11 protein-coding genes and 1 pseudogene are annotated in these 13,895 nt (G+C 71.5%); 7 read left to right on the top strand and 5 right to left on the bottom strand.

Annotated features, from left to right (window positions below):
* Positions 1–53: 53 nt before the first annotated feature.
* The 3 genes and pseudogenes from ACIBK5_RS37335 to ACIBK5_RS37325 form a co-directional block, all read left to right on the top strand.
* Positions 54–263 carry a hypothetical protein gene (locus ACIBK5_RS37335; protein ID WP_399026875.1) on the top strand — a complete coding sequence of 70 codons (210 nt, stop codon included), beginning with the start codon at positions 54–56 and terminating at the stop codon, positions 261–263.
* Positions 260–805 (top strand): RNA polymerase sigma factor, encoded by a 546-nt coding sequence (locus ACIBK5_RS37330; RefSeq protein ID WP_399026873.1) that lies wholly within the window; start codon positions 260–262, stop codon positions 803–805. Before ACIBK5_RS37335 ends, ACIBK5_RS37330 begins: the two co-directional genes overlap by 4 nt.
* Before the next feature lie 194 nt (positions 806–999).
* A pseudogene (locus ACIBK5_RS37325) lies at positions 1,000–2,355 on the top strand (putative bifunctional diguanylate cyclase/phosphodiesterase); the annotation flags it as partial.
* Here the strand turns inward: ACIBK5_RS37325 and ACIBK5_RS37320 are convergent.
* The 3 genes from ACIBK5_RS37320 to ACIBK5_RS37310 all read right to left on the bottom strand — a co-directional run bounded on the left by ACIBK5_RS37320 (position 2,283) and on the right by ACIBK5_RS37310 (position 8,081).
* Positions 2,283–6,017, bottom strand: coding sequence for an ABC transporter ATP-binding protein (locus tag ACIBK5_RS37320; protein ID WP_399026871.1), 3,735 nt, complete (start codon positions 6,015–6,017; stop codon positions 2,283–2,285). The pseudogene ACIBK5_RS37325 and the gene ACIBK5_RS37320 sit on opposite strands and share 73 nt — an antisense overlap.
* 136 nt (positions 6,018–6,153) lie before the next feature.
* Complete coding sequence (locus tag ACIBK5_RS37315) at positions 6,154–7,140, bottom strand: esterase-like activity of phytase family protein (protein ID WP_399026870.1); 987 nt, start codon at positions 7,138–7,140, stop codon at positions 6,154–6,156.
* 89 nt (positions 7,141–7,229) lie between these two features.
* The gene (locus ACIBK5_RS37310; RefSeq protein WP_399026867.1) at positions 7,230–8,081 is read right to left on the bottom strand and encodes a serine hydrolase; all 852 of its coding nucleotides are present in this window, start codon (positions 8,079–8,081) and stop codon (positions 7,230–7,232) included.
* Positions 8,082–8,224: 143 nt separating this feature from the next.
* On the opposite strand from ACIBK5_RS37310, the gene ACIBK5_RS37305 reads away from it, so the two are divergent.
* The 4 genes from ACIBK5_RS37305 (at position 8,225) to ACIBK5_RS37290 (ending at position 12,612) form a co-directional block, all read left to right on the top strand.
* Positions 8,225–10,522, top strand: coding sequence for a glycosyltransferase family 39 protein (locus tag ACIBK5_RS37305; protein ID WP_399026865.1), 2,298 nt, complete (start codon positions 8,225–8,227; stop codon positions 10,520–10,522).
* A gap of 148 nt (positions 10,523–10,670) precedes the next feature.
* The gene (locus ACIBK5_RS37300) at positions 10,671–11,273 is read left to right on the top strand and encodes a hypothetical protein (RefSeq protein ID WP_399026864.1); all 603 of its coding nucleotides are present in this window, start codon (positions 10,671–10,673) and stop codon (positions 11,271–11,273) included.
* Positions 11,274–11,479: 206 nt separating this feature from the next.
* Complete coding sequence (locus ACIBK5_RS37295) at positions 11,480–12,088, top strand: hypothetical protein (RefSeq protein ID WP_399026862.1); 609 nt, start codon at positions 11,480–11,482, stop codon at positions 12,086–12,088.
* Positions 12,089–12,189: 101 nt separating this feature from the next.
* Positions 12,190–12,612 (top strand): ATP-binding protein, encoded by a 423-nt coding sequence (locus ACIBK5_RS37290; protein WP_399026860.1) that lies wholly within the window; start codon positions 12,190–12,192, stop codon positions 12,610–12,612.
* 3 nt (positions 12,613–12,615) lie between these two features.
* Here ACIBK5_RS37290 and ppk2 read toward each other — a convergent pair whose 3' ends face one another.
* Together ppk2 and ACIBK5_RS37280 are read right to left on the bottom strand one after the other, a co-directional pair.
* Positions 12,616–13,608 (bottom strand): polyphosphate kinase 2, encoded by a 993-nt coding sequence (ppk2, locus tag ACIBK5_RS37285; RefSeq protein ID WP_399026858.1) that lies wholly within the window; start codon positions 13,606–13,608, stop codon positions 12,616–12,618.
* 32 nt (positions 13,609–13,640) lie between these two features.
* On the bottom strand, positions 13,641–13,883 hold the full coding sequence (locus tag ACIBK5_RS37280; protein WP_399026857.1) for a DUF6411 family protein: 243 nt from the start codon (positions 13,881–13,883) through the stop codon (positions 13,641–13,643).
* Positions 13,884–13,895: the final 12 nt, after the last annotated feature.

The following is a 13,895-nucleotide window of genomic DNA, read 5'->3' as shown; positions in this document are numbered from 1 at the left end:
GGCTTCGTACTGGGTGACGGCGGATCCGCACCCTCCGTACCACTGCTGACGGGATGAACGTGCTGAACCTACTTGTGACTCTGGGGCTCACCGGCGCCGCGGCCCTTGCCGCGGCGGGAGTCCAGTGGATACGGGACCGCTCCCGCGAGCGGCTGTACCGCACGATCGCCCGGTCCCTGCCCCGGGGCGGCTCCATGACGGAGCAGCAACCCGACGGTTCCGTCTGGGAGTTGAGAATCCCGCACGACGGGGACGCTCGGTGAGCGAGCCGCTCGTGGCCTGCGAAAGGTTCTTCATGGCGCACTACGACGACCTGGTCGCGATGGCCACGCACATGGTGGCGGGCGATGTCCACCAGGCGGAGGAACTGGTGGCAGACGCATTCGTGCAGGCCCTGCAGGGGTGGGAAAGACTCGACAATCCCCGCACCTGGCTCGTCGCCGTGATCGCCCGCAACGCCATCAAGAGGTCACGGCGCCTGCGCGGCAGACTGCCGAAGCTGGCCCGGATCTGGGCCACGGAGCGTACGGTCACCGGGAACGACCCGGCCGCTGTCGTCGAACGGCAGGAGGACTACGTCCGAGTGATGGAGGCACTGGCCGGGCTCCCCGGCCGGCAGCGCACCATCGCGGTGCTCTGCTGGTGTGAGGGGTGGTCGCAGAAGGACATCGCGGCGGAGATCGGTGTCGCCCCCAGCACGGTGGCCCAGCACCTGGCCCGGGCTCAGGCGAAGATGCGGCGTACCTTCGGCGAGCGTGGGCAGGAACTCAATCTCTTCGCCGACCTGGGGAAGGAGCGGGCGTGAACTGGTTCCGCCGGCACAGGCACACGCTGGACCCCGACCCGCTCGTGAAGGACGCCGTGGTCCGTTCCACCGCGTTGCTGCGGGCCCGGCTCGCCCGTGGCACCGCCGACCGCAAGGCCGGTGTCTTCGCGGAAGTCGTTCGCCGGGCGGCCGCTGCCTCGCGCACCGACTCGGCACGTCTCAGGGCACCGGCCCACGACCCGCTGACCGGTCTGCCCGATCGGCATCTTCTGATGGAGCGGACGCTCATGATGTGCGATGCGGCCGAGCGCACGGGCCAGCGTGCCGCCCTCGTTCTGCTCAGCTTCGAACAGTTCCGGTCGGTGAACTCCGCACTCGGCCATCGCGCCGGTGACCGGCTGCTGCTGCAGATCGCCGACCGGCTGCGGCTGGCACTGCCCCGGGGCGCGGAGGCCGCGCGGCTCGGCGGGGACGAGTTCGCCGTCCTCCTGCCCGTCGCCGACTCCACCACGTCCGCGACCCGGGTCGCCCGGGGCCTGGTCGCCGCGCTCAGCTCCCCGCTCGACCTCGACGGCCTCACCCTCGTCCTGGAGGCCGGCGCCGGCGTCGCCGTCTTCCCCGACCACGGGCCGGACGCCGCGGAGCTGCTGCGGCGGGCGGACGTGGCGATGTACCAGGCGAAGCGGGACCGCACGGGCGTGGAGGTCTACGAGTCCAGGCGTGACTCCAACACCCCCGACCGGCTGGGGCTGCTGGGCGATCTGCGCCGCGCCCTCGACGCGCACGAGGTACAGCTGCACTACCAGCCGAAGGTCCGCTTCGACGGACAGGTCGCCGGCCTGGAGGCCCTGGTCCGCTGGGCGCACCCGGAGCGGGGCAACGTGCCGCCGGACGAGTTCATAGCGATCGCCGAGTCCTCGGGCCTGATGCCCCACCTCACCGAGTATGTCCTGGAGACAGCGCTCGGGCAGGTCGCGCGCTGGCGGGAGCAGGGCCTGTTCGTCCAGGTCGCGGTGAACATCTCCCCGCGCGACGTGCACACCCCGGGCTTCGCCGGTTCCGTGGCCGCCCGGCTGGCCCGGCACGGCGTCCCCGCGAGGGCGCTCCAGCTGGAGATCACCGAAGGTGTCCTCCAGGGGGACCCGCAGCGCGCCGCCGACACCCTCAGCGGGCTCACCGGGCACGGGGTGAGTATGTCCCTGGAGGGCTTCGGGACGGGCTACTCCTCTCTGACGGCTCTGCGGAGACTGCCGTTGAGCGAGCTGAAGATCGACCGCTCGTTCGTGGCCCGGCTCGCCGTCGACACCGAGGACGCCGAGATCGTGCGCTGCACGGTCGACCTCGCGCACTCCCTCGGCCTGCTCGTCGTCGCCGAGGGCGTCGAGGACGACGAGACCTGGGAGCGCCTGCGCGACCTCGGCTGCGACGCCACGCAGGGCTGGCTGGTCGCCGCCGCGATGCCCCCCGACGAGACCACGGCCTGGCTCCGTGACCGCGCCCAGGGGGGAAGCGGCCGTCAGCCGAGCTGGGCTCCGACCGGCTCCTCCGGCTCGGCGGCGCCGGTGAACGTGCGCCACAGTTCCGCGTAGTGGCCGTCGCGGGCCAGCAGCTCGTCGTGTGTGCCGTCCTCGGCGACCCCGCCGTCGTCCATGACGACGACCCGGTCGGCGCGGGCGGCGGTGGTGAGGCGGTGGGCGACGACGAGGGTGGTGCGGCGGCCTGCCAGGCGGTCGGTGGCCTGGTTGACCTGGGCCTCCGTGGCCAGGTCCAGCGCGGCCGTCGCCTCGTCGAGCAGCAGGACGTCCGGGTCGACCAGCTCGGCACGGGCCAGGGCGATCAGCTGGCGCTGCCCGGCGGACAGGTTGCGCCCGCGCTCGGCGACCTCGTGGAGGTAGCCGCCGTCCAGCGTGGCGATCATGTCGTGCGCGCCGACCGCCCGGGCCGCCGCCTCGACCTCGGCGTCGGTGGCGTCCGGGCGGCCGTAGGCGATGGCGTCGCGGACGGTGCCCTGGAAGAGGTACGCCTCCTGCGGGACGACTCCCAGACGGTGCCGGTACGAGGTGAGGTCCAGGGAGCGCAGATCGGTGCCGTCGACGGTGACCCGGCCGCCGGTCGGGTCGTAGAAGCGGGCCACGAGCTTGACGAGGGTGGACTTCCCGGCGCCGGTCTCGCCGACGAAGGCGACGGTCTGCCCGGCCGGGATGCGCAGGTCGACCCCGCCCAGGGCCTCTTCGTCGTCGCCGTAGGCGAAGTGCACGTCCTCGAAGGCGATCTCGCCGCGCAGGGAGAGGACCTCCAGGGGTTCGTCGGCGGACTTCGTCGACGTCGGCTCCCGGAGCAGCTCCTGGATGCGGCCCAGCGAGACGGTCGCCTGCTGGTAGCCGTCGAAGACCTGGGAGAGCTGCTGCACGGGCGCGAAGAACAGATCGATGTAGAGCAGGTACGCCACCAGCGAGCCGATCGCCAGCGTGCCGTCGTCGACCCGGGCGCCGCCCACGATCAGCACGGCCGCCGCCGCCACCGACGACAGGAACTGCACGAACGGGAAGTAGATCGAGATCAGCCACTGGCCCCGGATGCGCGCCCGGCGGTAGTCGGCGCTGCGCTCGGCGAACCGCCGCCCACCGTCCCGCTCACGCCGGAACGCCTGCACGATGCGCAGCCCGGACACCGACTCCTGGAGGTCGGCGTTGACCACCGACACCCGCTCGCGGGCCAGCTCGTACGCCTTCACACTCGCCCGGCGGAAGAAGAACGTGGCGATGATCAGCGGCAGCAGCGTCGCGAAGACGACCAGCGCGAGCTCCACGTCGATCACCAGCAGGGCGACCATGATGCCGAAGAAGGTGACGACCGAGACGAAGGCCGTGACCAGGCCCGTCTGGAGGAACGTCGACAGCGCGTCGACGTCGGTCGTCATCCGGGTCATGATCCGGCCGGTCAGCTCACGCTCGTAGTAGTCGAGCCCGAGGCGCTGGAGCTGGGCGAAGATCTTCAGCCGGAGCGAGTACAGGACCCGCTCCCCCGTCCGCCCGGTCATCCGGGTCTCGCCGATCTGCGCCGCCCACTGCACGACCACCGTGCCCAGCCCGAGCAGGGCGGCCGCCCAGACGGCGCCGAGCGCGGCCTGGGTGACGCCCGAGTCGATGCCGTGCCGGATCAGCACCGGCAGCAGCAGGCCCATGCCCGCGTCGGTGGCGACCAGGGCGAGGCTGACCAGCAGCGGCAGCCCGAAGCCGCGCAGCAGCCGGCGCAGGCCGTAGGACTCCTCCGGCTGGACGGCCCGCGACTCGTCGATGTCGGGGACGTCGGTGGCCGGGGGCAGCGCCTCGACCTGGGCGAGCAGCTCGGGAGTGGCGGGGCTCTCGGCGAGGGCGAGGTCCTTGCGCTCGCGGTCGCCGGTCCACAGCCGTGGCGTGACGCCGCGTTCGGCGTCGAACTCCGCGTCCAGCTCGTCCCGGACGGAGGTGTCCTCCTCGGGACAGACGGGCTGGGTGTGGCCCGGGGAGACCGCGCCCAGCTCGTCGGGGTCGGTAAGCAGCCGCCGGTAGAGGGCGGAGCGGCGCTGGAGCTCCTCGTGGCTGCCGATGTCGGCGAGCCGGCCGCCGTCCAGGACGGCGATGCGGTCGGCGAGGTTCAGGGTGGAGCGGCGGTGGGCGATCAGCAGGGTGGTACGGCCCCGCATGACGCCCTTCAGGGCCTCGTGGATCTCGTGCTCGACCCGGGCGTCCACGGCGGAGGTGGCGTCGTCCAGGACCAGCAGGCGCGGGTCGGTGAGGATCGCGCGGGCGAGGGCGACGCGCTGGCGCTGGCCGCCGGAGAGGGTGAGGCCGTGCTCGCCGACGGTGGTGTCGTAGCCGTCGGGGAGTTCGCTGATGAAACGGTCCGCCTGGGCGGCTCGGGCTGCCTTCTCGATCTCCTGCTGGGTGGCGTCCGGGCGGCCGTAGGCGATGTTGTTGCGGACGGTGTCGGAGAAGAGGAACGAGTCCTCCGGGACCAGCCCGATCGCGGACCGCAGTGACTCGACGGTCAGCTCGCGCACGTCGTGGCCACCGACGAGGACGGCACCGCGGGTGACGTCGTAGAAGCGCGGCAGGAGGAGGGAGACCGTGGATTTGCCGGAGCCGGAGGAGCCGACGACGGCGAGGGTCTCGCCGGGGCGGATCTCGAAGGACAGGCCGTCGAGGACGGGGCTGGTCTTGCCGTCGGCGGCTTCATACCCGAAGGAGACGTCGTCGAACTCCACCGTCGCGGGGGCGTCGGCGGGGAGGTCCTTGGAGCCGTCCTGGAGCGAGGGCTCGGTGTCGATCAGCTCCAGGACGCGCTCGGTGCCGGCGCGGGCCTGCTGGCCGACGGTGAGGACCATGGCGAGCATCCGGACCGGGCCGACCAGCTGGGCGAGATAGGTCGAGAAGGCGACGAACGTGCCGAGCGTGATGTGCCCGCGTACCGCCAGCCAGCCGCCGAGGGCCAGCATGGCGACCTGGCCGAGGGCGGGGACGGCCTGGAGGGCCGGGGTGTAGACCGAGTTCAGGCGGACGGTGCGCAGCCGGCCCGCGAAGAGCCTGCGGCCGACCTCCCTGAGCTTCCCGGTCTCCTGCTCCTCCTGCCCGAAGCCCTTCACCACGCGTACGCCGCTGACGGCGCCGTCGACCACGCCCGCGACGGCGGCGGCCTGGGCCTGGGCGTACCAGGTGGAGGGGTGCAGCCGGGTGCGGCTGCGCCTCGCGATCCAGGCGAGGGCGGGGGCGACGGCCAGGGCGACGAGGGTGAGCGGCCAGGACAGCCAGGCCATGATCACCAGGGAGATCGCGAAGAGCAGGAAGTTCCCGATCGTCATCGGGAGCATGAAGAGCAGGCCCTGGATCAGCTGGAGGTCGCTGGTGGCCCGGCCGACGACCTGGCCGGTGGACAGCTCGTCCTGGCGGCGGCCGTCGAGCCGGGTGATCGTGCCGTACATCTCCGTGCGCAGGTCGTGCTGGACGTCCAGGGCGAGGCGGCCGCCGTAGTAGCGGCGGATGTAGGTGAGGACGTAGACGACCAGGGCGGCGGCGATGAGGAGTCCGGCCCAGGTGGTCATGTCCCTGGTGTGGTCGCTGATGACGTCGTCGATGATCACCTTGGTGATCAGGGGGACGAGGGCCATGACGGCCATGCCGGCCAGGGAGGAGCCGAGGGCGAGCACGACGTCCTTCGGGTGGCGCCATGCGTAGGCCCACAGTCGTCGTGCCCATCCCCGTTTCGGTGTCACACCGGTGCCTTCCAGTTGTCCTGAGCTGCCGGAAGGCACCAACGCGATTGGGGGCGGATTTCATCCCGCCGTGACAGTTTTCCGTCTGTGGGCGGGTGCGGCGCCGTGTCGGCTGGTCGCGCAGTTCCCCGCGCCCCTAGAAGAAGGGGGTCACCCTTACCCGCAAGTAATAGAACCGGGTCGTTTGGACTGCGTTCTGGTTGTCGTCGCTGGCCAGGACAACCTTCAAGCGGCCATGCGCACGGCCCGTGATCACCATGGCCTCGATGTTGTCGAGGAGGGGGTTCGGCTGGGGCTGCTTGGCCGTCGCGCCCAGGGTGGGGCAGGTGGCGAGGTCGGTGAGCAGGGTCTTCCGCAGGGCGTGGCGGGGGTCGGCCAGGTAGAGGCGGACCGTGTTGCCGACGCCGGAGGTGAAGCCGCGTTCCAGGACCAGGAGGCGGCCGTCGGGGGTGGCCTGGATCTCGGAGACGCCCAGGCCGGGGTCCGTGCGGTAGGAGTACTGGCGCCCGAGCCGGAAGTGGCCCCGGTGGCGGTCCCAGGTCTGGAAGCGGACGGTGTCGGCGCTGTCGCCGGAGAGCGGGTACTCCATGGACGCGACCAGGGTGCGACCGCCGGGCAGCAGGGTCAGGCCCTCGAAGGTGCCGTTGGGCTGCGCGCGGCCCGCGGGGGTCACGCGCAGGTCGTCCGGGACCGGGAGACGGTCGAGGATCGTGCCGGTGCGGGAGTAGCGGCGGATGGAGGGCTCGGTCTCCGAGGTGACCAGGCGGGTGCCGTCGCCATCGACCACCAGGCCCTCGGAGTCGAGCGCGGTCCCGGCCTCGTCGGTGAGCGGGAGGACCGAGCGGGGCTTCAGCGTCCTCGCGTCCAGGCGGAACAGCGACGAGCGGTCGGAGAGGGCGGCCAGGGAGCCGTCACGGTCCAGCGCGAGCGCGGAGAAGTTGCCGACGAAGGTGTTCTCGTAGGTCGTCTTGTCGAGCGCGTCGGAGAAGCGGTCGATGGAGACGGACGGCGAGCAGGCGTGCGAAGTATCTGGGGCGTGTGCCTGGGCGGGGCCGGCGGCGGTCAGGCAGGTGGCCGCCGTCAGGCCTGCGGCGAGAAGGGCGAGGCGGGTTCTCGGGGGCATGGGCGTCACCGTAGGACGGGCCGGTGACGCCCGGTAGGCCGCGCGGTGAAAGGTCGGATCGTGGTGGCGGGTCGGATCGCCGTGAAGGGTCAGCTCGCCGCCAGGTCCTTGTGGATGACCTTGGCCACGGCCTGGATGGTGGTGATGCCGTAGTTCATGGTGCTGTTGCCGTGGGTGAGCACGGTCATCACGTAGTCGTGGCCGCCGCCCTTGAACGCGCCGACGCTGTGCACCCGCCAGCCGTTCGTGGAGCGTTGCAGCCAGCCGTTCTTGACGGCCACGGTGACGCCCGAGGGCACCCCGTACGGCGTGCCCCAGCGCTGGGACGAGACGACCTGGCCCATCAACTTCAGGATGTAGGAACGGGAGTTGTCGCTCAGGACCGTGTTCTTGGCCGTGAGGAGCTTGAGCAGCTTCTGCTCGTCGGTGACGGTGATCTGGGTCAGACCCCAGTAGCCGTTCGCACCGGGCTTGGTCTGGCTCATGCCGGCGGCGCTGAGGAAGCCCTTGATCTTCGTCATGCCCAGCTGCTTCCACAGCGTGGAGGTCGCCGCGTTGTCCGACTTGGTGATCATGGCCTTGGCGAGGGTGTTCTCGCGGTCGGTCAGATACCGGTTCGTCTTCTTCGCGTCCCAGAGCAGGGTGGCGAGAACTGTCACCTTGACGACGCTGGCCGAGTCGTAGGCGGAACTCGCGCGCAGCGTGCAGGTCGTGTTGGTGCTGCGGTCGTAGAGGCCGACGGCGACGGTGCCCTTGCGGCCGGCGAGCGCGGCGGTGATGTCCTTTTTCAGCTTGGCGGCCAGGCCGGCCTTGGCCGAGGTGCAGGTCACGGTCGGTGTGGCAGCGGCGGCGGGCGTGGCGGCGGCGACGAGCGGCACGAGCACACCCGTACCCACGGCTGCCGCCAGCACTCTCGCGCGGCGGGATATCCCAGAAGTCATGCACCCTTGACTCGCGGACCAGGGGCAAAGGTTGTAGGCCTTGGTGAAGGCATGTACGAGTCGTTACCGGGCGCTGTGCGTTTCACAGGCGGTGGCCAGCTTCGGCACAGCGGCCACCAACCAGGGCTGTCCACCATGCTCGGGTGACATCTGCCACCGAACCCCAGCTCCGCACCGCAGCCGTGCCTCCTCCACCCGCGCCGGGGGAACGGGCCGCCCCGCGCTGGTCGCTCCCCGCCCTGCTCGCGATCCTCGCCCTGGCCGCGGTGCTCTACTCCTGGAACCTGTCCGGCTCCAGCCTCAACAGCTTCTACAGCGCGGCCGTGCTGAGCGGCACGCAGAGCTGGAAGGCGTGGTTCTTCGGCTCCCTTGACGCCGGGAACTTCCTCACCGTCGACAAGCCGCCGCTCGCGCTGATGGTCATGGGCCTGTCGTGCCGGATCCTCGGGTACGGCACCTGGCAGATGATGGCGCCGATGGTCGTGGCGGCGCTGGCCACGATCTGGATCCTGCACTCCTCCGTGAAGCGGGTGTTCGGGCACGCGGCGGCGGCCGTGGCCGCCCTGGTCCTGGCCCTCACCCCGATCACGGTCGCCATCAACCGGGACAACAACCCGGACACGCTGCTGGTGTTCCTGATGGTGGCGGGCGCCGCGCTCGGCCTGCGGGCCGTGCGGAACGGGCGGCTGCTTCCGCTGCTCGGTTCGGCGGCCTGCTTCGGGCTCGCCTTCAACACCAAGATGCTCCAGGGGTACATCGCGCTGCCCGCCGTGTTCGCGGTGTATCTGTACGCGGCCAGGCCCGCGTTGGTGAAGCGCGTGGTGAACCTGGTGGCCGCCGCCGTGGTGCTGGCCGTCTCCAGCTTCTGGTGGGCGGCGGCCGTGTCGCTGGTGCCCGCCTCCGAACGGCCGTACATCGGCGGTTCGACGGACGGCACCGCCTGGAACCTGATCATGGGCTACAACGGCCTCGGCCGGATCCTCGGCGGCGAGGGCAACGGCGGTGGCGGCGGGGGCGGAGGCGGCGGCTTCTCCGGCACCGCGGGCCTCGGCCGGATGTTCAACGACATCCTCGGCGGCCAGATCTCCTGGCTGCTCCCCTTCGCGGCACTCGCGCTCGTCGGCGGCCTGATGCTGTGCGGACGCGCCCCGCGCACGGATCTCACCCGGGCCGCGTTCGTGCTGTGGGGCGGCTGGACCGCCCTGCACTACCTGACCTTCGCCCTGGCCGAGGGCACCATGCACCCGTACTACACGACCGCGCTCGCCCCGGGCATCGCGGCGCTGTGCGGAGGCGGCGGTGTGATGCTGCTGCGCGCCTTCCGGGCCGACCGGCGGTGGGCGTGGGTGCTGCCGCTCGGGCTGGGCGTCACGGCCGTCTGGGCCGCGGTGCTGCTGCGGCGGGCCTCCGGCTGGAACACCTGGCTGTGGCCTGCGGTCCTGGTCGTCATGGCGCTGGCGATCGCGGGGCTGTTCGTCTTCCGATCCGGCGTCTCGGGCCTTCGGCTGCGGTTGCTTGCCGTGTCGGTGACGGCCGCGATCGTCGCGGCGGTGGCGGGTCCGGCCGCGTACGCCTGGTCGGTGCCTTCCGGGTCGGGCGGCGGCGGTGGCATGGGCGGCACGAACCCGACCGCCGGGCCGTCCACGGGCAGTGGCTTCGGCGGGCCCGGGGGCGGTGGCGGTGGCGGTGGCCGGGGGTTCCCGGGCGGCGGCTCGGGCGGTCCCGGGGGCGGTACCCAGCAGGGCGGGAACGCGCAGGCCGGCGGCGAGAACGCCCAGGCCGACGGCGGCAACGCCCAGGCGGATGGCGGCTTCCCCGGGGGCGGGACGCCGTCCGGCGGGCAGAACGGCCAGAACGGGCAGGCTCCCGGTGGTGCGGGCGGCTCCGGCGGTACGCCCCCGAACGGCACCGGCGGTACGGCCGAGAGCGGCACGAGCGGTCAGCCCGGCGGTACGAACGGCACGGGCGGCGGCCCCGGTGGCGGCATGGGCGGCGGCGGCATGGGCGGTGGCGCGAGCAGTGAGCTCATCTCGTACCTGAAGAAGCATCAGGACGGAGCCGAGTGGCTCCTGGCGGTGTCCAGTTCGCAGGGCGCCGCCCAGCTCATCGTGAGCAGCGGTGAGCCCGTCATCTCCATGTGGGGCTGGTCCGGCTCCGACAAGGCGATGACCCTGGCCAAGCTCAAGGAGCTGGTGAGGAACGGCGAACTGCACTACATCCAGCTCGGCGGCGGCATGGGTGGCGGCCCCGGCGGCGGCAGCAGTGTCAGCTCCGAGGTGACGGCGTGGGTGCAGAAGCACGGCACGGCGGTGAAGGAGAGCGAGTACAGCAAGAGCACGAGTTCGGACTCGAACACGGAGTCGGGCTCCACCTCCTCGTCGCAGTCGAACCAGTCGAACCAGTCGGCGATCTACCGTCTGGACCCGGCCGACGTCAGCTGAATCCCTCCGGATCCCTCTGAATCCCTCGCGATTCGGAACGAACGGCCCCCGACCCCTCGGTCAGGGGCCGTTCCCCTGTCCCCGATCATGGACATCGAGTTCCGGCGAACGGGTGAAGGGAAACGCAGGCGTGGGCCACTGCCTGGAGATGAGCACCGGCGACATGCGGACGGTGGTGCGGCTGCTCACCGCGGTGGAGCGGACCGAGCGGCAGGAGCGCACACTCACCCGGGTGCGCACGGAGTGTGGGCGGACCGACGTCCGGTTCCGGGAGCAGGGCATCGACCTCGACGTCTCCATCAGCCAGGCCCTGGAGGAGCTGATCGAGGGCGCCCCGAGCGCCGACCTCTGTCCCTCGTACAGCTACGCCTTCTACCAGGCCGTCGCGGCGCACTTCTCCGACCCGACCGACCTCGGGGCGTGGCGGCGGCCTTCGTGGTTCCACGCCATGGACGACGAACTGGCCCGGCACGGTGTGCCGTCCGACCTGCTTCCCGGCACGTTCCTGTTCAGCGGCCCGCCGCTGCGCCTCCCCCACCCCGGGGACGCGGTGCCGGCCATCGGGACCCTGCCGGCCCAGCGGGCCGGGGCCCTCGCCGATACCTACGCGTCCGTGCTCGACCGTCTCGATCGCGAGTACCGCGACGCGGCCCGCCGGTTCGCCGAGGTCATGCGGTTCGAGGCGGAGGAGTGGGAGAGTTCGCGGAAGCTCGGGACGAACCCGGACACGATCCTCTTCTGGTTCCACTGACCACTGCGGGAACTCTTGACGCCGTCCTTCCCATCGGGATACTTGCGGTCGACAGCGGGCCAACTGCCGTGTCAGCGAAGAGAGTTCGGAAGAGAGTTCGTCCATTTCGACCTGATACCGCCAGCGGTCCCACATGTCCGAGATCCCGAACGCCGTACGAAGTTTCGCCCCCACGCGTTACGGCCACCCCCACAGGAGGATCCCCCATGAGCTCACGCAAGGCAGTCGTCGCCGCCTTGGCAGCCGCGCTGCTGGCCGGCCCCGGCGTCGCCCAGGCCGCCACGCCGCAGACCACCGTCGCCCCCGCCCCGGCACGCGACCGCGCAGCGGCGGCCACCATCACCTGGTCCCTCGTCCGCGCGAGCAACCCCACCGCGGACCAGCGCTCGGCCTACGACCTGATCACCAAGGCCATGAACGCGGCCGTGGCCCGCTACAACAACCTCAGCGACCTGGGCAAGACCCTCACCGTCCGCTACGAGCCGGGCGTCCCCACCGCCGACGGCAACATCAACGGGACGATCCGCTTCGGCAGCAACCGCAGCTACATGAACGAGCGGACGGCCCTGCACGAGATCTCCCACACCATCGGTGTGGGCACCAGCTCGGGCTGGTCCCGCCTCGGCGGCAGCGGCACCTGGACCGGCGGCCAGGCCACCGCCCTCGTCAGGCAGTACGACGGCTCCGGCGCCAAGATCTCCACCGGCGGCGGGCACTTCTGGCCCTACGGACTGAACTACGACAACGAGTGGTCGGCCACGGCGGCCGACCGGCACGTCCACATCGTCGCCGCGATGGTCCGCGACGGCCTCTAGGCCGCGTGCAAGACCCGGCGTCCGCAGGTCTGTTGCCGCGGGTGCCGGGTACCCGGTTCAAGCACGGGGTGCTGTGCGGTCGAGGGACGGGAGGTCGGGCGGTGGCGGTGAAGGCGATGGGGTGGGCGCACTCGTTCCCCATGTCCCAGGGAGTGCGCGCCGGGCGGCAGTGGACACGCGGGCGTCTCGCGTCCCTGCCCTGGGCCGCTGCCGAGCCGGACACGGTGGACGCCATCGTGCTGGCCGTGTCCGAGCTGATCACCAATGCGCACATCCACGCGCACAGCGACGCGCACCTGGTCCTCACCTGGGACGGTGACTGCCTTCATGTGAGCGTCCACGACGAGGACCCGACGCTGCCGCGCCGGCGCGAAGCCGAGCCGGGGGACGTCGGAGGCCGTGGAGTGGCCATCGTGCGGAAGCTCGCCGACGAGTGGGGGATGAGGTGCCAGCGGCACGGCAAGACGGTGACGGCGTGCTTCCGCCCCGCCGACACCGGAGCCGACGCCGGCCCCGGTGAGTGAGTGTCAGCCGGGCCCGGGGTGCTTGCCGGGCCCGTCGGCGCCGGGGGACAGCGGAGTGGGTGACAGTGTGGTGTCCCCCTCGCCGGGCTCCAGAAGGGTGTCGGCGGCGCCGACGATGAGGGGATCAGGTGTGCCGACCGCCTCGCGGTCCTTGCTGGCGTAGTCGATGCGCGACAGCAGACTGCGCATGGTCTCCAGCCGGGCGCGTCTCTTGTCGTTGCTCTTGACGACGGTCCACGGGGCGTGCGCGCTGTCCGTGGCGCGGAACATGTCGACCTTCGCCTCGGTGTAGTCGTCCCAGAGGTCCAGCGAGGCCAGGTCGGTGGGCGAGAGCTTCCACTGGCGCACCGGGTCGACCTGCCGTATCGCGAAGCGCGTGCGCTGCTCGGAGCGGGACACGGAGAACCAGAACTTCACCAGCACGATGCCGTCGTCGACCAGCATCCGCTCGAAGGCCGGGCACTGGTCGAGGAACAGCTCGTACTCGTCCTTGGAGCAGAATCCCATCACGCGCTCCACGCCGGCCCGGTTGTACCAGGAGCGGTCGAACAGGACGATCTCCCCGGCCGTCGGCAGCTGCGCGATGTACCGCTGGAAGTACCACTGGCCCGTCTCGCGCTCGGTGGGCTTGTCCAGGGCGACCACGCGTGCGCCGCGCGGGTTGAGCCGCTCGGTCAGCCGCTGGATCGTGCCGCCCTTGCCCGCCGCGTCACGCCCCTCGCACACGACGACCACACGTGCGCCGGTGTCCTTGACCCAGCGCTGGAGCTTGAGCAGCTCGATCTGCAGGACGCGCTTGGTCCGCTCGTACTCCTTGCGGCCCACCTTGCGGTCGTACGGATGGTTCTCCTGCCACGTCCTGATGGGACGCCCCTCCGCGTCCAGCACGATCGGCCGCTCCCGCCGGCTGGCATCCACGGTCAGCCCGTCCAGCAGCTTGTCCGCGCCCTGGGTGTCCTCGGTGGCCTCGGTGTCTCCGGTGTCCTCGGTGTTCATCGCCGTGCTCCCCGCTCGGCCCCCACCGTCGGTCAGAAGGGCATGCGGCCGCGCGAGCGGCGACCCGCGGAGCCGCTGCGGCTCACCGCGCGCGAGCTGGTGCGGAACGGCTTGCTGAAGAGCCGGCCCAGAACGCCGGGCGCCTTGCCGCCGGCCCGCGCCCCGGCCCCGAGCGTACGCTGCGTGCCGCGTTCGGGGTGGCGGGAGAGACGGGGCACGAAGAAGGCCAGGACGGCCAGGACCACACACACGCCGATGACGACGGCGACTACCATGATCGACTCCCC

The sequence above is a fragment of the Streptomyces sp. NPDC050546 genome (assembly GCF_044457425.1).
Lineage (GTDB): Bacteria > Actinomycetota > Actinomycetes > Streptomycetales > Streptomycetaceae > Streptomyces.
The sequence above is the reverse complement of the archived record's forward strand: the minus strand, read 5'-3'. Positions and strand labels throughout refer to the sequence as shown.

What these genes read in the sequence shown, in the direction of transcription:
- ACIBK5_RS37310 (WP_399026867.1), bottom strand. Translation starts at nt 8,081, where the DNA reads ATGACTTCTGGGATATCCCGCCGCGCGAGAGTGCTGGCGGCAGCCGTG.
- ppk2 (WP_399026858.1), bottom strand. Translation starts at nt 13,608, where the DNA reads ATGAACACCGAGGACACCGGAGACACCGAGGCCACCGAGGACACCCAG.
- ACIBK5_RS37280 (WP_399026857.1), bottom strand. Translation starts at nt 13,883, where the DNA reads ATGGTAGTCGCCGTCGTCATCGGCGTGTGTGTGGTCCTGGCCGTCCTG.
- ACIBK5_RS37295 (WP_399026862.1), top strand. Translation starts at nt 11,480, where the DNA reads ATGAGCTCACGCAAGGCAGTCGTCGCCGCCTTGGCAGCCGCGCTGCTG.
- ACIBK5_RS37300 (WP_399026864.1), top strand. Translation starts at nt 10,671, where the DNA reads ATGAGCACCGGCGACATGCGGACGGTGGTGCGGCTGCTCACCGCGGTG.
- ACIBK5_RS37335 (WP_399026875.1), top strand. Translation starts at nt 54, where the DNA reads ATGAACGTGCTGAACCTACTTGTGACTCTGGGGCTCACCGGCGCCGCG.
- ACIBK5_RS37315 (WP_399026870.1), bottom strand. Translation starts at nt 7,140, where the DNA reads ATGCCCCCGAGAACCCGCCTCGCCCTTCTCGCCGCAGGCCTGACGGCG.